The sequence below is a fragment of the Pseudomonas sp. F-14 TE3623 genome (assembly GCF_053629015.1).
In genome coordinates, this window is record NZ_JBRJHM010000001.1 from 1,232,043 (window position 1) to 1,256,354 (window position 24,312).

The window sequence follows — 24,312 nt, forward strand, 5'->3', positions numbered from 1 at the left end:
GTCAAACGTCGTCGTTTGCGAGCGGTTCATCAGCCGCCGTTACATAAAAACAATGCCAGGGCGTAACTCAATGAGCGTAAGCAATCCAACACTGATCACGTTCGTGATCTACATCGCAGCAATGGTGCTGATCGGCTTCATGGCCTATCGCTCCACCAACAACCTTTCTGATTACATTCTGGGCGGTCGTAGCCTGGGCAGCGTCGTGACCGCGCTTTCTGCCGGTGCTTCCGACATGAGCGGATGGTTGTTGATGGGCCTGCCGGGCGCTATCTACATGTCCGGTCTTTCCGAAAGCTGGATCGCCATCGGCCTGATTATCGGTGCTTACCTGAACTGGCTGTTCGTCGCCGGCCGTCTGCGTGTGCAGACCGAGCACAACGGCGATGCACTGACCCTGCCGGACTACTTCTCCAGCCGTTTTGAAGATAAAAGTGGCCTGCTGCGGATCATCTCCGCGGTCGTGATCCTGGTGTTCTTCACCATCTACTGCGCTTCCGGCATCGTGGCCGGTGCCCGTCTGTTCGAAAGCACCTTCGGCATGTCCTACGAGACAGCGCTGTGGGCCGGTGCTGCGGCGACGATTGCCTACACCTTCGTCGGTGGTTTCCTGGCAGTGAGCTGGACTGACACCGTACAAGCCACGCTGATGATCTTCGCCCTGTTGCTGACGCCGATCATCGTGCTGCTGGCGACTGGCGGTATCGACACCACGTTCCTGGCGATCGAAGCACAAGATCCAAGCAACTTCGACATGCTGAAAAACACCACTTTCATCGGCATCATCTCGCTGATGGGCTGGGGCCTGGGCTACTTCGGCCAGCCGCACATCCTGGCGCGTTTCATGGCGGCGGATTCGGTCAAGTCGATTGCCAACGCACGTCGCATCTCCATGACCTGGATGATCCTGTGCCTGGGCGGCACCGTCGCTGTAGGTTTCTTCGGTATTGCTTACTTCTCGGCCAACCCGGCCGTGGCGATGCCAGTATCCGAGAACCACGAGCGTGTATTCATCGAACTGGCAAAAATCCTGTTCAACCCATGGGTCGCTGGCATTTTGCTGTCGGCTATTCTGGCTGCGGTGATGAGTACGTTGAGCTGTCAGTTGCTGGTGTGCTCAAGCGCCCTGACCGAAGACTTCTACAAAACCTTCCTGCGTAAAACCGCTTCTCAGGTTGAGCTAGTCTGGGTCGGCCGCGCCATGGTGCTGCTGGTTGCCCTGATCGCCATTGCGATGGCGGCTAACCCGGAAAACCGTGTGCTGGGTCTGGTCAGCTACGCCTGGGCTGGTTTCGGTGCCGCTTTCGGTCCAGTCGTCCTGATCTCCGTAATCTGGAAAGACATGACCCGCAACGGCGCACTGGCCGGCATCCTGGTTGGCGCGATCACCGTGATCGTCTGGAAACACTTCGAACTGCTGGGCCTGTACGAAATCATCCCTGGTTTCATCTTCGCCAGCCTGGCGATCTACTTCGTCAGCAAAATGGGCGCACCGACCGCCGGCATGCTTCAGCGCTTTGCCGCGGCCGAGAAGGATTTCCGCCTGAACCAGTGATGGGGATGAGCTGATGCTCTGATCTTTCGCCGGACATGAAAACGGTCCGCTTCCTTTTGGAGGCGGGCCGTTTTTTTTGCGGTTTTCTTTTGGCGCAAGGCGTGAAGCCTCGAAATTCCACTGTGGGAGCGGGCTTGCTCGCGAATGCGGTGTGACAGGCAGCGTTGATGTCGACTGACACACCGCATTCGCGAGCAAGCCCGCTCCCACATTTGTTTGGCGGTGCTTCTGACAGGAATGTCTGTAGTTCTATACCTCAACTGGTGAAGGAAAAATCCCTAAAAAAGTAGGGAAAATCTGATTTCCTTGTCCCTCCGTCAACACCCCTTGTCGCTCATGCAGAATCGCCCGCCTTCATTCTGCAGAGACACATCGGATGTTCGCGTCTGCCAATCAACCGCGTTTCACGTTGACCCTCGACGGCGTCCAGAATGAGCTCAAGGTACTTGAGTTCACGGGCAAGGAAGCCATCAGCCAACCCTACCGCTTTGACCTGGAACTGGTCAGCGAACGGCCCGACATTGACCTCGAAAGCCTGCTGCATCGTCAGGCGTTTCTGAGTTTCGATGCGCAAGGTTCCGGTATTCACGGTCAGATTTTTCGCGTCGGCCAGAGCGATTCCGGCCAACGTCTGACGGGCTATCAAATCAGTCTCGTACCGCGTCTGGCGTACCTCGCTCGGCGCATCAATCAGCGAATCTTCCAGCACAAAAGCGTGCCGGCGATCGTCACGCAAATCCTCAAAGACCACGGCATCCAGCGCGATGCCTTCGAGTTCCAGCTCGGCAGCGCCTACCCCGATCGCGAGTATTGCGTGCAGTACGCCGAAAGCGATCTGGCGTTCATCCAGCGGTTATGTGCAGAAGTCGGCATTCATTACCACTTCCAGCACAGCCCCGACGGGCATCTGTTGGTGTTCGGCGATGATCAGACGGTTTTCCCCCGGCTGCCCGAGCCGACGCTGTACCTGCCGGGCAGTGGGATGGCGGCGGATGCGCCGGCGATCAAACGTTTCAACGTGCGATTGGAAACCCGCACCACGGCGGTCACTCGTCGGGACTACGACTTCCAGAAACCGCGTTTGCAACTCGAAAGCCGCCTCGACAGCGAACAGCGACCGGTGCTTGAGGACTACCACTTTCCCGGCCAATTCACCGATCGCGAACACGGCAAGCATCTGGCGCAACGGGCCTTGGAGCGCCACAGTGTAAATTACCGCCAGGCTGAAGGTCGCGGCGATGAATCTGCTTTGGTCAGTGGGCATTTCCTGCACCTCGCCGAACACCCGCGTCAGGCGTGGAATGACCTCTGGTTGATCACCGAAATCGAACACCGTGGCCGGCAGCCGCAGGTGCTGGAAGAGTCGGCCACCGGTGACAGCCCGGATGATTTCCAAGGCTATCGCAATACCTTTCTGGCGACGCCGTGGGACGTTTCCTTTCGCCCGCCGCTGGGGCCAGAAAAGCCGCGGATGCTTGGTTATCAACCCGCCGTGGTCACCGGCCCGACTGACAGCGAAATCCATTGCGACGAGTACGGTCGGGTCAAGGTTCAACTCGCTTGGGACCGTGACGGCCAGCTCAACGAGCATTCCAGTTGCTGGTTGCGTGTCGCCACTGGCTGGGCGCACGACCGCTACGGCAGCGTGATGATTCCGCGCGTCGGCATGGAAGTGCTGGTGGGGTTCGTCGACGCCGATGCCGACAAACCATTGGTGATGGGTTGCCTGCCCAACGCGGCGACCCCGGTGCCGCTCGATCTACCGGCGGACAAAACCCGCAGCATTTTCCGCAGCCAAAGTAGTCCCGGTGGCGTCGGTTACAACGAATTGCGCATCGAGGATCGCAAAGGCGCAGAGGAAATCTACCTGCGCGCCCAGCGAAACTGGACTCAGCACGTACTGAATGATCAGCAGGTGCAGGTCGATAACCAGCGCAACATCGTCGTCACTGGCACCGCTCGCCATGAACTGAAGGCCGACGAAAAGCGCATCACCCACGGTCAGCGCCAGACCGAAGTGCGGCTGGACGATCACTTGGTGGTGGTCGGCGACCGGCACATTCGCGTGACCAGTCAGGCCCTCAACGCCAGTCAGCAATTCCACGTCAGCGCCGGCCAGCAAGTGGTCATCGACGGCGGCGCCAGCACGACCATTCAGGCGGGCGGGCAGTGGATCAACATCGGCCCCGGCGGGATTTTCAGCAGCGTGCCGATCCAGGTCGGTGGCGCGCCGATGGCGGCCATGGCTGCGGCGCCGAGCCTGCCGGACGTTCCGTTGAAACTCGCCGCCGCCCCGGCGGCGCTGCTCAGCGCAGCACAAATACTCAGCCTGCAAAGCGACGCGCCCTTCTGCGAAGAGTGCGAGCGCTGCAAGGACGGTGTTTGTGCCGCCTGATGCCTTGTCACCTCACGCCTGGCTGGAGCGCCAGCCGCTGGAACCGGCAGAGCAACTGTTCGCGATCTTCAGTAGTGCCAGTGCTGCGGAACCGTTCAAAGCCTGGCAATGCTCGATCTCAGCTCAAGCGCCGAGCCCGATTTGGGCTGATACCGCGTATGCCGAGTGGGAAGCGGTGATGCCCTATGTCGGAATCGTCGCTGCTGGCGGTGAGTTTTTGGAGTGGGTTGCCGCTACTGAATCTCGCGACTGGGGGTGGTTGGTGGTTTCTGCGGCCAGACAAGAAGCGTTGGTCGAGCACTTTCGTTCTCTCACACAAGCGCTGCTTCCCAACGGCGACAAGGTGTTTTTTCGGTTCTGGGATGGGCGCTATCTGCTGCCAATTCTGCAATCCGCCGAGGTCGATTCTGTGCAGCTGCTGCCGCTGATCGGGCGTTGCCTGATCAATGGCCAGGCGCACGAGATCGGTGGTCGCGCGCTGAAAACCTCCCTCGTTTTTCCATGGTGGAAAGTCCCGGCGACGTTGTTGGAGCAGCTCGCCGCACAGTCTGAAATCACCCGAATCAACAACCTGCTGAAGTGGCTGAGCGAAGACCGCCCAGACCTGCTTGAAGCGTTTTCCGAAAGCGTTTTGCGGCGCAAGGCCGGGAGTTTTCTTGAGGCGTCGGACCTGCCCCAAGCACCGAAACAAGCGTTGGTGGATTACCTGATGGCGGAGCTGAACTGATGGATCAGATTGTGCGCATCGAGCAGGAGCTCGACCGTTTTCCGAACACCCTGTCTCTCTACCGTGAACAACTCAAGCACTGGTTCAGTCGGGCGGCGGATACGGCCAGTCACGCCGCGGATCTGCCGTCGCTGATGGGCATGGAACGGATCATCCGGTTCGGCAATGCCAGCACCGTCGTGAGCAGTGGTGACGACGACTTTCTCTCCACCGTCGTGCAGTGCCCGAAAGGTGGAAAGCTCGAAATCGAGAGCAAGTTCGAATCGGTTTACGACATTCCCGTGGGGGGTATTCAGGTCGATGTGATTGCGCAGGAGGGCGGGGAGTCGACGCCGGTCACACTCGATGTAAACGGCAAAGGAATGTTCCGAGGGGAAGCGGGCAAGTTCTACCGCATTCACGTCCACAACGAAGTCACACCGCAGCAAGTTGAAGATCTTTTCTCTTCCTACGATGGCCTGACGAAGAAGCTCGATAGCTGGCTGCGCGATGAATGGCAGACGTTCAAACCGAAGTGGTCGCAGTCGCCTTCGGTTGCTGTAGGCAATGGAATGCTCGCGGGCAGTTGGGCGGCCATTGAAGGTGTGTGGGACGGCATCAGCCTGCTGTCGGACATTCTCAAGGATCCGACGAGGTTCGCAGAGCGGTTGGGCGAAAGCGCCGCAGCGCTGGAGAAGCTCGCCAAAACCGCACCGGATGTCATGGAAAAAGCCCAGTTGCTAGCCAGTGACGAAGCAGCGCTGTGCCTGCTGGTGCGCTGCGCCAGCCTGTGGTTGGACATGCTGCCACCGAGTGAAATCGCCGGCAAAACCGCCGAGGCGGTGTCGATGATGGTGGTGCAGCTGTTGATCGACATCCTGATTGGCATCGTCCTGACGTTCGCCGGTGCGGGCGCTGGCATCGCCTATTTGACGATGCGTTTGGCTGATCGAACCGCGCAGTTACTCAGTGCCGTTCTGCGTCTCGTGAAGGCGATTTTCACGATCATCAATAACTTCATCAGCTATGTCGACCGCTACAAAAAAGTCGCCGCGCGTGGCATCGCGGCGGGCATGAAAAAAGGCCGGATGCAATTGAGCTGGAGCGCACGTCGCAACGCTGTGCTGAAGAAAGACGAACACCACGACGACTCCCCCGATCAAGCAAAAAACCCCAACGGCGACAGCGCCACTTGCGCGCCGTCCACCTGCAAGAACGGTTGCCCGGTGTCGATGGTCACCGGCGAAGAATTGCTGACCCTCACCGACGGCTCGCTGGACGGAATCCTGCCGTTCGACTTCACCCGGCTCTATCGCACCAGCGCCGCCGAGATCGACTGCGGCCTCGGCTTTGGCTGGAGTCATTCGCTCGCCCATCGACTGGAGATCGAGGGCGATCAGGTCATCTGGATCGACCACGAAAACCGCCGCACCACGTTCCCGCTGCCGAACTACGAACGCCCGGCGATCCACAACAGCCTGTCGCGCGCGGCGATTTATCTCGGCGCTGATCCCGAAGAACTGATCCTCGCCCAGGCTGGCGACGACACGCGTTTTTACCACTTTCATAACGGTCGGCTGACGGCGATCAGCGATGCGTACGACAACCGCTTGCGCATCACCCGCGACCGTCAGGAGCGCATTCAACGCATGGACAACGGCGCCGGTCGCGCCTTGTTGTTGCGCTATGACCGCGCCCACCTGATCGCCGTCGACTATCAGGTTTTTGTCCCGGCGCAGGCCCTCGACGAGGCCTGGCACACCGAGCAAGCGCTGGTCAGTTACCGCTACGACGAATGCGCTCAACTGATCGAGGCGAGCAACGCCGCCGGGGAAAGCGAGCGTTACGACTACGACGATCAGCACGTGATTCTGCAGCGGCAACTGGCCGGTGGCGCGAGTTTCTTCTGGGAGTGGGAGCGGCCCGGCAAGGCGGCGCGCTGCATCCGGCACTGGGCGTCGTTTTCGCAGATGGACACGCGTTATGTCTGGGATGACCAGGGCAGCGTCACCGTCCAGAACATCGACGGCAGCGAAGAGGTTTACGTCCACGACGACCGGGCGCGGCTGGTGCGCAAGGTTGAGCTGGATGGTGGCGAACACCTCAAGGCCTATGACGATCAGGGCCGGTTGGTGGCCGAGCAGGATCCGCTCGGCGCCGTCACCGAATACCGCTATGACGACGTCGGACGGTTGGTGGCGCTGATTCCACCGGAAGACGAGCCAACGGCCTACGAGTATCGCAACGGTTTCCTGCATGCTCGCTATCGCGGCAAAGCGGTGTGGAAATACCAACGCAATGCTCAGGGCGATGTCACCGAGGCGACCGATCCGGACGGCCAGGTCACTCATTATCACTACGACCCTCAGGGGCGGTTGCTGTCGATCCGCTACCCGGACACCAGTCGCCATGTGTTCGTCTGGAATGCCTTGGGGCAGTTGCTCGAAGAGACCTTGCCGGACGGTGGGCAGCGACGGTTTTCCTACGACGCATTGGGGCGGCAGATTACCCGTCAGGACGAACACGGTGCGCTCACCCAGTACCAATGGGACGCCGTTGGCCGACTGATCCAGACGACATTGCCGACGGGTGCCAGCCGCGCCTTCTCCTACAACGCCTACGGCAAGATCACCGCTGAACGTGATGAGCTGGGCCGCGTCACCCGCTACGAATACGCCGACGACCTGCACGTGGTCAGCCGCCGGATCAACCCCGATGGCACTCAGCTCCAGTATCGCTACGACAACGCGCAGCTGTTGCTCACGGAAATCGAAAACGAATCCGGTGAAAAATATCAGCTGGATTACACGCCCAATGGGTTGATCCGACAGGAAACCGGATTCGACGGCCGCCGTACCGCGTACGCCTACGATCTCAATGGGCACCTGCTGGAGAAAACCGAGTTCGGCGACGACGCCTCGCAACTGATCACGGCTTATGAGCGGGACTCGGCCGGACGGTTGCTGACCAAGACCCTGCCCGACGGCATCAACGTCGAATACCGCTACGACTCGTTGGGCCGACTGACCAGTGTCGACGACGGCCACGATCATCCGCTGGAATTCGAATATGACCAGCAGGACCGCCTGATCACCGAGCATCAGGGTTGGGGCACGCTGCGCTATGGCTACGACGCCTGCGGGCAACTCAATCGCCTGCGCCTGCCCGACGGTAGCAAACTCGATTACCACCACGCCAAGGGCGGCGCGCTCACCGCCATCGACCTTAACGGCGCGCGGCTCACCAGCCACCAATTTACCTTCGGTCGCGAACAGCAGCGTCAACAAGGTCAGCTCACCAGCCAATACCACTACGACGAACAAGGCCGGTTGCAAGCCCACGCCATCAACCAGCAATCCAGTCCGCTGTACATGCGTCACTACAGCTACGCAGTCAACGGCAACCTGGCGACTATCGCCGACAGCCGTCATGGCCAGCGCAGCTATTACTACGACGCACTCAACCGCCTGACCCGCGTGCGCCACACCCGCGACGACCCACCGGAAACCTTCGCCCACGACCCAGCGGGCAACCTGCTGATGCAGGACCGCCCCGGCGCCGCGAAGGTGCTCGGTAATCGCCTGCTCATGCAAGGCGACCGTCATTACGACTACGACGCCTTCGGCAACCTCATCCGCGAACGCCGCGGCACCGGGCAAAAACTCGTCACCGAATACCGCTACGACTGCCAGCACCGGCTGGTCGGCGTCACCACCCCGGACGGTCGTAGCTCAAATTACCGCTACGACGCCTTCGGCCGTCGTATCGCCAAAACCGTTGACGGCCACACCACCGAGTTCTTCTGGCAAGGCGACAACCTCGTCGCCGAAAGCGGCCGCGAGCATTACCGCAGTTACATCTATGAACCGGGTAGCTTCCGTCCGTTGGCCATGCTCGACGGCAAAGGCCCGCGCAAGGCCTGCCCGTTCTACTATCAACTCGATCACCTCGGAACGCCGCAGGAACTGACCGATTTTGGCGGCGAGATCGTCTGGTCAGCGAAGTACAACGCATACGGCAAAGTCACGCATTTGGTGTTCGGCGGGGGCGAGCAGCTTGAGCAACCGCTACGGTTTCAGGGGCAATACTTCGATGCCGAGAGCGGCCTGCACTACAACCGGCATCGCTACTATGATCCGGAGGTCGGACGGTACCTGACGCCGGACCCGATCAAGTTGGCGGGTGGGCTGAATCAGTACCAGTACACGCCGAATCCGACGGGGTGGGTTGACCCGTTGGGGTTGAGCGGGAATTGTCCGCCGCCGAATAAGCCTGGGTGTTCTGCGCCGGATGGTGTTGCTGGTGTCAGGGTGGATGAGGGCGACCCACCGCTGCCGAAGTTGACGACTGAACAGCGGCGCGCGCGGATAAATGAGTTGGCTGAGGCGAATGCCAAGGGGCGGGTCATGGCGATGGAGGATAAATACGATATGCACACTGTTAAAAAGCACAGTTCAGAAATACCTGATGCTGCGCTCAAGCAGAGGGCTATAAATGGAGCGCATCCTAAAACGGGAAGAGTTCCAGTACCTCCAAGAGGAAATTTAAGCTCCCAGTTCGCAAACTGGAGGGTTCATTTTAATGCGTTGAACAAAGCTATGACGAGGGAAAGGCTAGGGCTGACCCCATATACAGGTTGGGATCACAATAATGACCCAATTGTAAGGATGGAGTTGCCTGGGGCGGGTCGCGGTTATCGGCCTAATAAACAAGACAAACAAAATCCCACGCTGAATGATGATTTGAATTGGTTCGAGGTTAAGTTCGATCAGGATAAGGTGGCTTGGCCGTATACGGGTTTTCCCTCGGAGAGAAAGTAATGTTGAAAGATCCTTTTATGAATGAAGATTTTGAACCGAACCTGATGTGGTTTATTGGGGTATTTAATGTCTATGACCGTGAGGAGACTCGTGGGGAAGAACTCGTAGCCTTTGATCCTGATAACCAGGTTGATAGAGATATTCTGATTATTAGGTATAGTTTGCAATTGGGGTGCTTGTCTTATCGGCATAAGTTTTTGTTGCTTGAGTTTTTGGCCGAAAAGCTAAGAGATTGCAACTATGACTTTCAAATTTTGTTCAATATAGACGATATATATGACTCAAGTTGGCCGCGAGCTGAATGGTATGCGCTGAAAGACCCACGTGGTTTTTTTGAAGATATATATAGATTGGCAAGCGAAGAGTGGAAAGACGATCTTCAGAAGGCCAGCCTTGAAGATCAATCAACTTGGTAAGGTCTGTTATCTCTGAGGTAGATAGATTTCATGACCGCTTCGCGCTCAATCGCGGGCAAGCCTCGCTCCTACAGGATTGAAGTCGTTCCCATTTTTGGCGATCTACCTCGATTCTGTAGGAGCGAGGCTTGCCCGCGATTGCGGTCTCAAAGACAGCGAAATTTCTGGGCAAGGTCGTCGGAAGTTTCCTTCAAAACGTATCGGTTTCCATAAACTGGTGCGAAGTGAGATCCATGGATAGTCTTTGGCTGTCGCTGCAAATGCAGTGGCAGGGTGTAGGAACCCTTGGAAATTCACCGCGCATCAGCGCTGTCGTTTGATTGCGGCACTTAATTCGTGTCCGTAAGATCGTTCGCGGCGGCTGTGCGCGGGGCACGCTTCGGCGTGGCTGAGTTTGGTGGATTCCTCAGTTTCCTACTCCCGCGTACGGCTGCCACCCAAGCCCGTAGGAAAGGCCGTTGGTAGCTTAAATTTATCCGCCAAAGGTCTCAAAAAATGAAAACACTGACCCCTGATCCTCCCTACGAAAAAATAATCCCTCATCCCGAAAACCGCTTCATGGCATTGACCGGCAACTGTACCGACATGCCCACGTTGTTCGTCGATACCCACGCGCCGCTCGATGTTTTATACGACGCTGCCAACTATCGAATTCGCGCCGTCACGCAGGTGCTTGAGAACATGTCGATGCGCGGTTCGGTCGAGTGTGAGTCCTTCATTCTCAGTGACTTTGCCTTGCTCTGCGCCATTCCATTGCGCGATGGGTGTGATGTGCTGGATGTGATTGGGCGGCGGTTGCGGGCTCGGCCTTCGGACTAGCGCCGAGCAGCTTTTGTGGCGAGGGAGCTTGCTCCCGTTGGGCTGCGCAGCGGCCCCAAAATCAGCAATCCGGTTTTTTTAGGCAGACCGCGGTGTTTGGTTTGGCGACTGCTGCGCAGTCGAACGGGGGCGAGCCTCCTCGCCACGGGGTTTTGTGGTTGACCGGGATATTGTGGGGCTGCTGCGCAGCCCAGCGGGAGCAAGCTCCCTCGCCACAAGGGCAAAGATCAAAAGATCGCAGCTTTCGGCAGCTCCTACAGGGGGTTGTGATCATCCCCTTGCTCTTGCGTTGGGGTGATTGCCGGGCAGATTGTCCGCTCAGCCGCGAACCCCTGACGTTCTGCGCCGTACAAGGTAAACTTCCCGGCCTTCGCAGGAGCAATCATGAATTATCGTCACGCCTTCCATGCCGGCAATCACGCCGATGTGTTCAAACACCTGACTTTGACCCGCCTCATCGCCTTGATGTCGCGCAAGGAGCAGCCGTTTGCCTATCTCGACACTCACGCCGGTATTGGTCTGTATGACCTGCAGGGCGATCAGGCCAGTCGTACCGGTGAGTATCTGGAAGGGATCGCGCGGTTGTGGGATCAGCCGGATTTGCCGGCGCTGACTGCCGACTACATGAAGGTGCTGCACGACATGAATCCGGATGGCCAGTTGCGCTATTACCCGGGGTCGCCGGAGTTGGCGCGGCGTCTGACGCGGCCGCAGGATCGGCTGATGCTCAACGAGAAGCACCCCGAAGACGGCTTGCTGCTCAAGGACAACATGGCCGGTGATCGTCGGGTGAAGGTTCACTTGGGCGAGGGCTGGCATGTGCCGCGGGCGATGTTACCGGTGCAGGAGAAGCGGGCGGTGATGCTGATTGATCCGCCGTTCGAGCAGCTTGATGAGATGCAGCGTTGTGCGGCGTCGTTGAAAGAGGCGATTGGCCGGATGCGTCAGACGGTGGCGGCGATCTGGTACCCGGTGAAGGACCAGCGCATGTTGCGTCGTTTTTATCAGGATCTGGCCGGCACGGGCGCGCCTAAGTTGTTGCGCGTGGAATTGCTGGTGCATCCGTTGGATACGCCCAATAGCCTGAATGGCTCGGGGTTGGCGATTGCTAATCCGCCATGGGGGCTGGAAGAGGAATTGCGTGAGTTGCTGCCGTGGTTGTCCAAGAAGCTTGGGCAGACCCAGGGTGGGTGGCAGATGGATTGGTTGATTGCCGAGAGTTGAGTTGCTGATCAGATGGATTGATGGCGTCTGAAAGGACGCCTTCGCGAGCAAGCCCGCTCCCACAGGGGGCTATGTCAATCACAAGAGTGTGGTCAGGCACAGATCCAGTGTGGGAGCGGGCTTGCTCGCGAAGCTTTTTGGGGCCTGAGATCAGATCGGGCAAGTCACGCCTGTACCGCCAATCCCGCAATACCCTTCAGGATTCTTAGCCAGGTATTGCTGGTGATACGCCTCGGCGAAGTAGAACGTCGGGGCTTCTTCGATTTCGGTGGTGATGGTGCCTTTGCCGGCCTTGGTCAACTCGGCCTGGAATACTTGCTCGCTATGCTTGGCGGCTGCCAGTTGAGTCGGGTTGGTGGCATAGATCACCGAGCGGTACTGGGTGCCGATGTCGTTACCCTGGCGCATGCCCTGGGTCGGGTTGTGCAGTTCCCAGAACATCTTCAGCAGCTCTTCGTAGCTGACTTTTGCCGGCTCGTAGACCACCAGCACCACTTCGCTGTGGCCGGTCAGGCCCGAGCAGACTTCTTCGTACGTCGGGTTGGGGGTAAAGCCGCCGGCGTAACCCACCGCCGTACTGACCACGCCTTCGCGCTGCCAGAACTTGCGTTCCGCGCCCCAGAAGCAGCCCAGGCCGAAGATCGCGAAATCCACGTCGGTGACGAACGGGCCCAGCAGCGGGGCGTCGTGGACGAAGTGTTTTTCCGGCACGGTCATTGGGGTTTCGCGGCCAGGCAGAGCTTGTTCTTTAGTCGGGAGCACGTTTTTGTTCACCAGAATTTCCGAGCGCAAGACCATGATCAGTCCTCTCAGTCAGGTTGAGATGTAAATACACAGACCGTCAGTTTGCCTAATGACGCCCGGTTAAGCACTACCCAATGTGGGAGCGGGCTTGCTCGCGAAAGCGGTGTGACAGTCGACATCAATGGCGTCTGACACACCGCTTTCGCGAGCAAGCCCGCCCACAGGTCAGGCGATTGGGCCGCGCGGGTAGCGTTTGAGCTTTTCGATCAGCTCGGAACCCGGGATCGGTCGGTCGAACAGGTAGCCCTGGCCGACGTCGCAGCGGTGGCGGCGCAGGAAGGCCAACTGCTCGGCCGTCTCGATGCCTTCAGCCACGACCTTGAGTTTCAGGTTGTGGGCCATGGCGATCACCGCGGAGGTGATTTCCATGTCGTCTTGGTTGTCGGGGATTTCGTGGATGAAGCTTCGATCGATCTTGATGATGTCGATCGGGAATTTTTTCAAGTAACTGAGCGACGAGTAACCGGTGCCGAAGTCGTCCATCGCCAGGGTCAGGCCCAGGCGCTTGAGCTGGTCGAGCTGCAAGTGGGTGTCTTCGGTGGCTTCCAGCAGCAGGCCTTCGGTCAGTTCCAGCTCCAGCAGGTTCGCCGGCAGCTCTTCTTCCTTGAGGATGTTGGCGATGGACGCCACCAGGTCCGGGTCGGAGAACTGTTTGGGGGACAGGTTGATCGCCACTTGCAGATCGCCGAGGCCGGCGGCGGTCAGTTCTTTGCTCATGCGGCAGGCCTGGCGGGCGATCCATTTGCCGATCGGGATGATCAGCCCGGTTTCTTCGGCGACGCTGATGAACTGGTCCGGGCGGATCATGCCTTTTTCCGGATGATTCCAGCGCAGCAGCGCTTCCATGCCCAGCAGGCGACCGCTGCGCAGGCACAGCTTGGGCTGGTAGAACACATCCAGCTCATTCTGGGTCAGGGCGCGGCGCAGGTTGTTCTCGACAAACAGTTTGTAGCTGGCCTCGGCATTCAGCGCTTCGGTGAACACCTGCACTTGGTGTTTGCCGTTGGCCTTGGCCTTGTGCAGCGCCAGGCCGGCGTTACGCATCAGCGTCTGTGGGTCGCGGCCATGCAGCGGCGCGCAGGCCAGGCCCACGGAGCCGGTGACGCTGATCAACTGATTGTCGACGAACATCGGTTTGTCGAGGGTCGCCAGCAATTGGTTGGCGACCTGCTGGCCCGTCGAGAGGTCAGTGTCGTCCAGCAGCACCGCGAATTCGTTACTGGCGAAGCGCGCCAGACTGCCGCTCGGGCTCAGGCTGTTGCGCAAGCGTCGCGCCAGGCTGATCAGGAGCTTGTCGCCGGTCTGGTGGCCGAGGCTGTCGTTGATGCGTTTGAAGTTGTCGATGTCCACCAGCAGCAGGCTGATCGGCGTGTCGCTGTCTCGGGCGAAGCGTTCATCAAGGTTGCGGATGAACGCCGGGCGGTTGCCGAGGTTGGTCAGATTGTCGGTGTAAGCCAGGCGCTCGATGCGCTGCTGGGCGAGCTTGGTCTGGGTGATGTCTTCGTAGATGCCGATGTAGTGCGTCAGCTCACGGTTGTCGCCATAGACCTTGGATATCGACAACTGGCCCCAGTAGGGTTCGAGGTTTTTGCGTCGGCTCTTGAACTCGCCCTGCCAGCTGTTGCTCTTGGCCAGCGCCGACGGTGCGTCGAACAGCAGTTCGCTGAGGTTTTCCAGCGCCGGCAGTTCCGACAGCCGCTGGCCGTGGACTTCTTCGGTGGTGTACTGGGTGATCGCGGTAAAGCTTGGGTTGACGTACTCCACCACGCCGTCGCAATTGACCAGCAGAAAGGCGTTGGCGCTTTGCTCCACCGCGCGCTGGAACAGATGCAGAGCGCTGGTGGCGGTGCGGCGGTTGTGGTTGTTGATGACTTGGGCGAACTGATCCGCCAGCTCGCCGGCAAAGGCGATTTCGTCCGACTGCCAGGCGCGGGTCGCACCGATCTGCTCCAGGCAGAGCACGCCGACCACTTGGCCATCGACGCGGATGCTGGCGTCGAGCATGGCGTTGACGTCACGCGGGCGCAGGCTTTCGGCGATTTCCCGGGTGCGTGGGTCGCGCATGGCGTTGTGGGCGTCGATGGCGCGACCGGTGTGCAAGGCGTCGAGGTAATCGGGAAAACCGCTGACGTCGATCGGCTCCGGCAGTCGGTGGCCCCGGGTGACGCGGTGATAGGCGGAGATCGGCGTCAGTAGCGAGCCGTCGAGGTTCCACAGGCTGGCGCAGTCGACTTCATAGATGTCGCAGGCACTGCGGGTGATCAGCTCGGCGGCTTCTTGCAGGGAATTGTTGGTGCTGTAGCGCTGGCGGGTCAGCAGCAGAATCAGATCTTGCTGGGCGCGTACCCGGTCCAGGTGCTGCAGTTGTTCCTGCTGGGCGCGTTGATTGAGTTCCAGGGCGATTTGCAGGCGTGAGTTCTGGGTTTCCAGGTCCAGTGCCGGCGTTAGCGGTTCGCCGTCGAACAGACCGTCCACCACCATCAGGTAGCCGCGCAGCAGGTGTCGATTGTGTTGTTTGTAAGCTTCGCCCAGTTCCAGCAGGCTCAGTACGCCTGCGGCAGTGTGCAAGGTGTAGCGGATCAGGTAATGCGGGCTATCGGCGAGTTGCTGCTGGATCGTGTCGTGCAGTTGATAGCGCGCTTCCGGCTCCATCAGGCTGGCATAGGGCGAGCCGACCAAAGCACAGAGCTCCACTGCCGGCAGGCCAAACTGTCGCTCGCAATTGGGGTCGAGAAACAGCAGCGCCCAGCTCGGTTCATTCAGCCGTTCGAAACGCAGCATGCCGAGCCGCGAGGGCACTGGCAACTGCGTCACTACCTCGGCCACCATACGGCTGGCGGCATCGGGTTGGCTCTTCATATGGAGGGAAACTCGCTTCGAATATGCTGATCGCGCCGGGCTCTCGCCCTCTTTACTGTTGTCTGCGGCAAGGTTGCATCATTGCGACACCGACTGACAAGAGACATGAAGGCCAAGTGCTATAAGAATATGTCGGCAGGCGCGAAGATTTCTCCAGCGAGGCGCCGAAAAGTAATGTAGTGAGTCAAAAAATCGCAGCCTTCGGCAGCTTCTGCAAGGCTGCGATCTTTCCCGGGATCAACGCAATTCTATGGATATCGACTGCAGTTGCTTGCCATCCCGATCGTGATAATTGACGCGAACCTGTTCGGCATCGACGACCAGATGCGCGAAATTATCCTGGCTGATCACCTCACTGGTCAGCTCATGCCGATAATCTCCCGCGGTCGTTCGGGCCAGCGCCTGGTCGAGAATGAAGGTCGATGCCTTGGCATACGGCAGCAGTTTGCTGTTGCACAGCGGTGAAGACACGATGGTGTGAACTTCGAAATCCGGGTCCGCGCTGTGAGTCAGGCGACTGGTCAGCGAGCCATGGACATCGCCGGAAATGAAGAAGATGTTCTTGATGCCATACGTACGAATCGTCTCCAGCAGCCGTAGTCGTTGTTCCGGGAAAGCTTTCCAGGCGTCATCACCGTGAAGCTTGCGGTCGGGGTAGAACATGACGCTGGTGACCACGAATTTGACCCGGGCCGTGCTGTTGATCAGCCATTTGAGCAGCGCCTGTTCCTGCTCTTCATCAAGGATGCGCCGGTCGCTGGCCGACAGATTGCGTCGGGTTCGACTGTCGGTAATAAACCATTCGATATCGCCCTCGGTGAATTGATACCAATAGTGCGGCAACAGCGCTCTGTTGACTTGCCCGTTGGCAAGCAGTTCATGTACGGGGCTGTGGCTGACTTGATAGAGCTCATACGCCGTCATGGCGTTTCGGTATAAGTGAACATCGCTCTTACTTGCATTGGCGGGCCAGTTGTCTTCAATTTCATGGTCATCGAGGATCATGTAAGTCGGCATGCCGGACATTAACTTCGAGATATGCGGCTGAGAAAAAGCCGTGCGGTATTTGCTGAGGATGTCCTTGTATTCCCGGTCGGGGGCCACGAGGTTCAGGTCATCGACGTAGATTTGGTCGCCAGTCATCAATATGGCGCTGATAGGCGGCTCGGCGCGTTCCGCCAGGCTTGTGATCGAGGCAAAGATCCGATCACCCAAATGCGGGGCTGAGGCAATGCCGGCGGTCATTCGCAGGTAACGACATGAGCCTGCGATATAGGCCCGTGGCGTGGTGGTTTTGCTGGACTGCGTGCGAAAGCGGTAGATCTCCCGCGGCCATTGCAGCGGCAGTTCCTGAACCGTCTCCACGGTATGCACCGGGCTCATGGGGCTGAACCAGCCTGCCTGATATTCATAGGCGGTATCGGTGGCGAGATCGTTGAGGGCGATCACATCGGACATGTCGCGCAAGATTGTCAGTTTTGCAAATACGCCTTTTGACCAGTGTTCCTCACCGGCGCGTCGATAACGGATGCCTGCAAATACCAAGGCGTTGTTCTGTGAATTACCGCGCAAGAAGATACGGGTGTGATTAGTTGTGGTGTGGCCAATAATCGGGCCGACAGTCGGTTTGAACATGTTCGAATCCATTCGAAGTAATGCTAACTAAGCAGATTAAGTTGTCGAAGTTTCTATTAGAAACTCTCCGAACTAAGACTAGTTATTGGCTCGCGAAAAATATCGGGCGGAAGTGGATTCGAGTTGTAGGCGGCGTAAGCCATGAATGTAGGAATAAGGCGCAGAGCAGGGCTTTCTTCAGGATCGAGTAGGAGGCGGATTCACATCCGCCGTCCTCTCACACCACCGTACATACGGTTCCGTATACGGCGGTTCAAGTTATGCGGTTAAGCCGGTTTATCGTATCCAGTATCGAGACCAGTCCGAGTCGATCCCACAGCTTCTTCGGTAGCGCCTGATTCATATGTGGCGCTCCTGAGTTCCACCATGGGCCTCGGCCATTGACTGCCGATTTCCACGCCCGCGCCTCACCGAGTCCCAGACGCATCAAGTTGCGCGCCCTCGTAGAGGGCCGCTTCCATTGACGCCAGATGACACAGCGAAGCTTATGACGTACCCAGCCATCCAACTCCTCAAGCGGTCGCTTGCTCTGGCTTAGCTTGAAGAAGCCAGCCCAACCACGCAGCACGGGGTTTATCCGCTCGATGACAGTCGCCATCTTGTGGCCCCGTGCTCCGCGCAGCAGGTCTCTGAGTCGGTCGCGCAAGCGACCCAAGCTCATCGTCGCCACTCGCAGCCTCGGCTGTTGGTGCCAGCTCATTCCGTAACCCAGATAATCGCAGGCCCAAGGCCGCGCCACGCGGCTCTTTTCCCGGTTCAGCGTCAGTTTCAGGCGCTGGCTCAGGAAACGCTCGACACCGGCCATTACTCGCGCGCCTGCCCGCTGACTGCGCACATAAATGTTCGCGTCGTCGGCATAACGCACGAAGCGATGGCCTCGCCGTTCCAGCTCGCGGTCGAGTTCGTTGAGCAGGATGTTCGACAGCAACGGAGAGAGCGGGCCGCCTTGCGGCGTCCCCTTCTGCCGCCGACTGGCAATACCACCTGCCATCGCCCCGGCTTCGAGAAAACGACGGATCAGCGTGAGCACCCGCTTGTCTTCGATTTGGCGCTCGATGCAGGCCATCAATACATCGTGGTTGACCCGATCAAAGAACTTCTCCAGATCGAGCTCCACACACCAGCGGTGACCCGCCGCCACATGGCCGCGGGCTGTTTCGATGGCTTGGTGGGCGCTTCTGCCCGGACGAAAGCCATAGCTGTAGTCCGAGAACAGCGGATCGAAGATCGGCGTGAGCTGTTGTAGCAGGGCCTGTTGAATCAGGCGATCCACAACGCAGGGAATACCCAATTGCCGTGTTCCGCCTTTGGGTTTGGGAATATCGACGGCGCGTACACCTTGCGGGTGATACTCGCCGGCCAGCAACCGAGTCTTGAGGGTCGGCCAATACTGTTTCACATAGCCCGCCAACTGGTCGACCGTCATGCCATCGGCACCCGGCGCGCCCTTGTTGCTGGCTACGCGTTGATACGCACGCCTGAGGTTGGCGGGTGCAAGCACCCGCCCCATCAACGTGTCCGGCTCCGCTTTCGTCCACGTCACAGACGCCGCTGATACCTGTGCGCTGTCAGCCGTCATCCTCGGATTCTGTCCGGGACTCGGAGTAACAGTCTTCTCTGGGAGAAATTTCTGCATTTCGGTATTCAACGAGACTTCGACGCCTACTGGCGGCATAACCTGTTCAGCCCTTGGCGGCATGGTCATTCGCCACTTACTACGGCTTCAGCTGACTTCTGCACGCTCATCCCGTCGCCTCTCGACGCTCGGTAGCACACTGGCAAACGTGCAGATCTCCCAGGGTAATTCGCGCGACCTTCCTGCTTATGCCTGTCGGATCTACGTCACAGCGTTCCGTGCAAGTATTGGGCTTTAACGGTTTGGGCCGTCTTACCCCGCTGCACCGCCTCTATCCGCTTCCTGTTCGTCAGGCCAGCATTTTGCCTCGGGCTTCCTTCAGATTCGCAGTCACCCGCGACACCCTTGCCTCTGGCTAACACTTCCCCTTGCCGGGTGTGTAGAGGACTTCCACCTCCAAGTCACCAGCGTGGCCACCACAGCCAAGCTGGTTGCGCTTGCGCGCAACGCGCCATGCCTGGCGCACCCAAAAAAAGCCCCGCCAAATTGGCGGGGTTGAGGTACGAGCGTGGCGCTCGGAAAACGTGGAACGCGACGGGCCCTCCGGTAGGGGAGGGCCGGTCGGTGTTACAGCAGGATGGTGCGGATGTCCGCCAGCAGGTCGCTCAGACGCTTGGTGAAGCGTGCAGCAGCGGCGCCGTTGATCACACGGTGATCGTAGGACAGCGACAGCGGCAGCATCAGTTTCGGCTGGAAGGCTTTGCCGTCCCAGACTGGCTGGATGGTTGCCTTGGAAACACCGAGGATCGCCACTTCCGGCGCGTTGACGATCGGCGTGAAGCCGGTGCCGCCAATGTGGCCGAGGCTGGAAATGGTGAAGCAGGCGCCTTGCATGTCGTCAGCGGTGAGCTTTTTGTCGCGGGCTTTGGCAGCCAGCGCAGCGGCTTCGGCTGCCAGTTGCAACAGGCTCTTCTGGTCGACGTTCTTGATGACCGGTACCAGCAGGCCTTCAGGGGTGTCGACCGCGAAGCCGATGTTCACGTACTTCTTGCGGATGATCGCCTTGCCGCTTGGCGCCAGCGAACTGTTGAAGTCCGGCAGTTCCTTGAGCAGGTGCGCGCAGGATTTGAGCAGCAGCGGCAGGATGGTCAGCTTGACGCCGGCCTTCTCTGCAACGGCTTTCTGAGCGATACGGAACGCTTCCAGCTCGGTGATATCAGCCGAATCGAACTGAGTCACGTGAGGAATGTTCAGCCAGCTGCGATGCAGGCTCGACGCGCCGATTTGCATCAGGCGAGTCATCGGCACTTCTTCGGTTTCGCCGAAGCGGCTGAAGTCCACGACCGGAATCGGCGGGATGCCCGCGCCGCCGGTTGCGCCGCCAGCGGCCGGAGCTTCCTTGGCCTTCTGCATCATGGCTTTGACGTAAACCTGCACGTCTTCTTTCAGCACACGACCGTGCGGACCGCTAGGGCTGACCGCGCTCAGCTCGACGCCGAATTCGCGGGCCAGTTGGCGCACCGCAGGGCCTGCGTGAACCTTGGCGCCAGGCTTGGCCGGTGCAGCAGCAGGTGCGGCAGGTGCCGGAGCAGCAGGTGCTGCGGCGGCTGGAGCAGGCGCGCTAGGTGCAGCAGCGGCTGGAGCCGGAGCCGCAGCAGGCGCTGCGCCTTTGACTTTCAGCTTCAGGATCAGGTCGCCGGTACCGACTTCGTCATCCAGCTTGACGGAAACGCTTTCCACCACGCCAGCGGCAGGCGATGGAATTTCCATGCTCGCCTTGTCGGATTCCAGGGTGATCAGCGACTGGTCGGCGGTGACGGTATCGCCAGCCTTGACCAGCACTTCGATGATCTTGGCCTTGCCCGCCGAACCGATGTCCGGGACGTGAATGTCCTGAACGGTGTCGGCAACCGGAGCCGCCGGAGCCGCAGCGGCTGGCGCCGGAGCAGCGGCAGCAGGCGCAGCAGCCTGGGCTGGCGCGGCCGCGGTCGGTGCAGCGGCACCCGCCACTTCCAGATCCAGAATCAGGTCGCCGGTGCCGACTTCGTCATTGAGCTTGACGCTGATGGCCTTGACCACGCCAGCGGCAGGCGATGGAATTTCCATGCTCGCCTTGTCGGATTCCAGGGTGATTAGCGACTGATCAGCCGCGACGGTGTCGCCGACCTTGACCTGGATCTCGATGATCTGGGCCTTGCCCGACGAACCGATGTCCGGCACGTGTACTTGCTGAACACTGGCAGCAGCAGGCGCGGCAGCAGGAGCGGCTGGCGCTTTCGCGGCAGCAGGTGCAGCTTCAGCCTTGGCAGCTGGCGCAGCGGCAGCCGCAGCCGGCGGTGCAGAGGCCGGGGCAGCGGCACCTTCGACTTCCAGCTCCAGCAGTTCGTCGCCTTCTTTCAGGCGATCGCCCAGCTTCACTTTCAGGCTCTTGATGATACCGGCCTTCGGCGCAGGCACTTCCATGCTCGCCTTGTCCGACTCAAGTGTCAGGATGCTTTGGTCGGCTTCGATACGGTCGCCGACCTTCACAAACAGTTCAATTACTTCACCTTCACCGCTGCCGATGTCAGGTACGCGAATGAGTTCGCTCACAGAGTGTCTCCTCAGCAGTCCAGTGGGTTGCGTTTTTCCGGGTTGATACCGAACTTGGCGATGGCTTCAGACACCACCTTAGGTTCGATATCGCCACGGTCAGCCAAAGCTTCCAGGGCTGCCAACACCACGAAATGACGATCGACTTCGAAGAAGTGACGCAGCTTCTTGCGGCTGTCACTGCGGCCGAAACCATCGGTGCCCAGGACTTTGAATTCCTTGGACGGGACCCACTGACGAATTTGCTCAGCGAACAGCTTCATGTAGTCGGTAGACGCGATGACCGGACCTTTACGGCCGTTCAGGCACTCTTCGACGTAGCTCAGTTTAGGCTTCTGGCCCGGGTGCAGACGGTTGCTGCGCTCGACGGCCAGGCCATCGCGACGCAGTTCGTTGAAGCTGGTAACGCTCCACACGTCAGCGCCGACGTTGAACTGTTCACGCAGAATCTTCGCCGCTTCACGGACTTCACGCAGGATGGTGCCGGAGCCCATCAGCTGAACGTGGTGCGCCGCTTCGCGGGTGTCTTCCTCGAGCAGGTACATGCCCTTGATGATGCCTTCCTCTACACCGGCCGGCATGGCGGGTTGCTGGTAGGACTCGTTCATCACGGTGATGTAGTAGAAAACGTCCTGCTGCTCTTCGGTCATCTTCTTCATGCCGTCCTGAATGATCACCGCCAGCTCGTAGCCGTAGGTTGGATCAAAGGTGCGGCAGTTCGGGATGGTGGCAGCCAGGATGTGGCTGTGACCGTCTTCGTGTTGCAGGCCTTCGCCGTTCAGCGTGGTTCTGCCTGCGGTGCCGCCGATCAGGAAACCACGGGTGCGGCTGTCGCCAGCGGCCCAGGCCAGGTCGCCGATACGCTGGAAGCCGAACATCGAGTAGAAGATGTAGAACGGCAGCATTGGCTGATTGTGGCTGGAGTACGAAGTACCGGCGGCAATGAAGGAGCTCATGGCGCCCGCTTCGTTGATGCCTTCTTCGAGGATCTGGCCCTTCTTGTCTTCTTTGTAAAACATCACCTGGTCTTTATCGACTGGCTCGTAGAGCTGGCCGACGGACGAGTAGATGCCCAACTGACGGAACATGCCTTCCATACCGAAGGTACGGGCTTCGTCCGGGATGATCGGAACGATGCGTGGACCGATTTCCTTGTCCTTGACCAGTTGCGCGAGGATCCGCACGAACGCCATGGTGGTGGAAATTTCACGGTCGCCCGAACCGTCGAGGATAGCCTTGAGGGTATCCAGCGATGGAGTCGGAACGCTGAAGCTTTGCGCGCGGCGCTGTGGCACGAAACCGCCCAGTGCAGTGCGGCGCTCACTCAGGTAGCGGGCTTCGGCGCTGTTTGGCTCTGGCTTGAAGAACGGCAGATTTTCCAGCTCTTCGTCTTTGACCGGAATGTCGAAGCGATCACGGAACAACTTCAGGCTGTCGACATCGACTTTCTTGGTGTTGTGCGCAGTGTTTTTCGCTTCGCCGGCACCGGTGCCATAACCTTTGATGGTTTTGGCCAGGATGACGGTCGGTTGTTCTTTGTGGTTGACCGCTTCGTGGTACGCCGCGTAGACCTTGTACGGGTCGTGGCCGCCACGGTTGAGTTTCCAGATCTCGTCGTCGGACAGATCAGCAACCATCGCCTTGAGTTCTGGCGAGTTGAAGAAGTGTTCACGCACGAACGCGCCGTCTTTGGCTTTGTAGTTCTGGTACTCACCGTCGATGACTTCGTCCATGCGACGTTGCAAGATACCGTCGACGTCTTTGGCCAGCAGCGGGTCCCAGAAACGGCCCCAGATGACTTTGGTCACGTTCCACTGAGCACCACGGAACACGCCTTCGAGTTCCTGGATGATCTTGCCGTTGCCGCGAACCGGGCCATCAAGGCGCTGCAGGTTGCAGTTAATAACGAAGATCAGGTTGTCGAGCTTCTCGCGGCCAGCCAGCGAGATGGCGCCCAGGGATTCCGGCTCGTCGCACTCGCCGTCGCCCAGGAAACACCAGACTTTTTGCTTGCCTTCCGGGATGAAACCACGGGCTTCCAGGTACTTCATGAAGCGTGCCTGGTAGATCGCCTGGATCGGGCCCAGACCCATGGATACAGTCGGGAACTGCCAGAAATCAGGCATCAGCCATGGGTGCGGGTAGGACGACAGGCCCTGACCGTCCACTTCCTGACGGAAGTTGTTCATCTGGTCTTCGGTGATGCGGCCTTCCATGAACGCGCGGGCGTAAACGCCTGGCGAGGTGTGGCCCTGGAAGTAGATCAGGTCGCCACCGTGCTCGTCGGTCGGGGCCTGGAAGAAGTAGTTGAAGCCGATGTCATACAGGGTCGCACTGGAAGCGAAGCTGGAGATGTGACCACCCAGGTCAGAATCTTTCAGGTTCGTACGCATTACCATGGCCATCGCGTTCCAGCGTACCAACGAGCGAATGCGGCGTTCCATGAACAGGTCGCCAGGCATGCGTGCTTCGTGGGTAACGGGGATCGTGTTGCGGTAAGGCGTGGTGATGGCGTAAGGGAGCTGCGAGCCGCTACGGGTCGCGAGTTCGCCCATACGGGTCATCAGATAGTGAGCACGGTCTTCGCCTTCTTTGTCGAGAACCGATTCCAGGGCGTCCAGCCATTCCTGGGTTTCGACGGGATCGAGGTCTTGCATGGCTTGCTCCAGGGCGGAAAGGCTTCCAGAATCGGTTGCCTGAGTTTGCGACTGGCCTTGTGGGCAGACGATATAAATTCTTGGATTGCCGAGAGGTATGTTCCGGCGGCGTGTAGTTTTACTACAAATCATCGGGCATTTCAGCCTTTCGAATGTATAGACGAGTAGTAAAACTACAGAAGATTGGCTTGTGGCCTCCGGCTGCGTTGTGAGAATAATCGTTAAGGTTGGTCTTTTGCCAACCAAAAAAGGTG

Annotated in this window: 13 protein-coding genes; 7 read left to right on the forward strand and 6 right to left on the reverse strand. The window is 59.1% G+C overall.

The window, feature by feature from the left end:
- Positions 1-70 precede the first annotated feature (70 nt).
- The 7 genes from putP (at position 71) to AB7M29_RS05650 (ending at position 11,935) form a co-directional block, all read left to right on the forward strand.
- Positions 71-1,555: a sodium/proline symporter PutP gene (gene putP, locus AB7M29_RS05620; RefSeq protein WP_217855469.1), complete on the forward strand. Its 1,485-nt coding sequence runs from the start codon at positions 71-73 to the stop codon at positions 1,553-1,555.
- 376 nt (positions 1,556-1,931) lie between these two features.
- Entirely contained in the window at positions 1,932-3,950 is a 2,019-nt protein-coding gene (locus AB7M29_RS05625) for a type VI secretion system Vgr family protein (protein WP_454246488.1), read from the forward strand.
- Positions 3,940-4,677 carry a DUF4123 domain-containing protein gene (locus tag AB7M29_RS05630; RefSeq protein WP_454246489.1) on the forward strand — a complete coding sequence of 246 codons (738 nt, stop codon included), beginning with the start codon at positions 3,940-3,942 and terminating at the stop codon, positions 4,675-4,677. Before AB7M29_RS05625 ends, AB7M29_RS05630 begins: the two co-directional genes overlap by 11 nt.
- On the forward strand, positions 4,677-9,476 hold the full coding sequence (locus AB7M29_RS05635) for an RHS repeat-associated core domain-containing protein (protein WP_454246490.1): 4,800 nt from the start codon (positions 4,677-4,679) through the stop codon (positions 9,474-9,476). Before AB7M29_RS05630 ends, AB7M29_RS05635 begins: the two co-directional genes overlap by 1 nt.
- Positions 9,476-9,892 carry a hypothetical protein gene (locus AB7M29_RS05640; RefSeq protein ID WP_123721542.1) on the forward strand — a complete coding sequence of 139 codons (417 nt, stop codon included), beginning with the start codon at positions 9,476-9,478 and terminating at the stop codon, positions 9,890-9,892. Before AB7M29_RS05635 ends, AB7M29_RS05640 begins: the two co-directional genes overlap by 1 nt.
- Before the next feature lie 495 nt (positions 9,893-10,387).
- The gene (locus AB7M29_RS05645) at positions 10,388-10,711 is read left to right on the forward strand and encodes a hypothetical protein (RefSeq protein WP_454246491.1); all 324 of its coding nucleotides are present in this window, start codon (positions 10,388-10,390) and stop codon (positions 10,709-10,711) included.
- Positions 10,712-11,095: 384 nt separating this feature from the next.
- The gene (locus AB7M29_RS05650; RefSeq protein ID WP_008009107.1) at positions 11,096-11,935 is read left to right on the forward strand and encodes a 23S rRNA (adenine(2030)-N(6))-methyltransferase RlmJ; all 840 of its coding nucleotides are present in this window, start codon (positions 11,096-11,098) and stop codon (positions 11,933-11,935) included.
- Between the two features lie 150 nt (positions 11,936-12,085).
- Here AB7M29_RS05650 and msrA read toward each other — a convergent pair whose 3' ends face one another.
- The 6 genes from msrA to aceE all read right to left on the reverse strand — a co-directional run bounded on the left by msrA (position 12,086) and on the right by aceE (position 24,058).
- Complete coding sequence (gene msrA / locus AB7M29_RS05655) at positions 12,086-12,733, reverse strand: peptide-methionine (S)-S-oxide reductase MsrA (RefSeq protein ID WP_030129439.1); 648 nt, start codon at positions 12,731-12,733, stop codon at positions 12,086-12,088.
- 171 nt (positions 12,734-12,904) lie between these two features.
- Positions 12,905-15,598: a putative bifunctional diguanylate cyclase/phosphodiesterase gene (locus tag AB7M29_RS05660; protein ID WP_123721539.1), complete on the reverse strand. Its 2,694-nt coding sequence runs from the start codon at positions 15,596-15,598 to the stop codon at positions 12,905-12,907.
- A 237-nt stretch (positions 15,599-15,835) separates the two neighbouring features.
- Complete coding sequence (locus AB7M29_RS05665; protein WP_454246492.1) at positions 15,836-17,233, reverse strand: alkaline phosphatase D family protein; 1,398 nt, start codon at positions 17,231-17,233, stop codon at positions 15,836-15,838.
- A 253-nt stretch (positions 17,234-17,486) separates the two neighbouring features.
- A complete protein-coding gene (gene ltrA, locus AB7M29_RS05670; RefSeq protein ID WP_454246493.1) occupies positions 17,487-18,908 on the reverse strand; it encodes a group II intron reverse transcriptase/maturase in 1,422 nt (473 codons plus the stop codon).
- Between the two features lie 528 nt (positions 18,909-19,436).
- The gene (gene aceF, locus AB7M29_RS05675) at positions 19,437-21,401 is read right to left on the reverse strand and encodes a dihydrolipoyllysine-residue acetyltransferase (RefSeq protein WP_454246494.1); all 1,965 of its coding nucleotides are present in this window, start codon (positions 21,399-21,401) and stop codon (positions 19,437-19,439) included.
- Positions 21,402-21,412: 11 nt separating this feature from the next.
- Complete coding sequence (aceE, locus tag AB7M29_RS05680) at positions 21,413-24,058, reverse strand: pyruvate dehydrogenase (acetyl-transferring), homodimeric type (RefSeq protein ID WP_123358735.1); 2,646 nt, start codon at positions 24,056-24,058, stop codon at positions 21,413-21,415.
- Between the last annotated feature and the right edge of the window lie 254 nt (positions 24,059-24,312).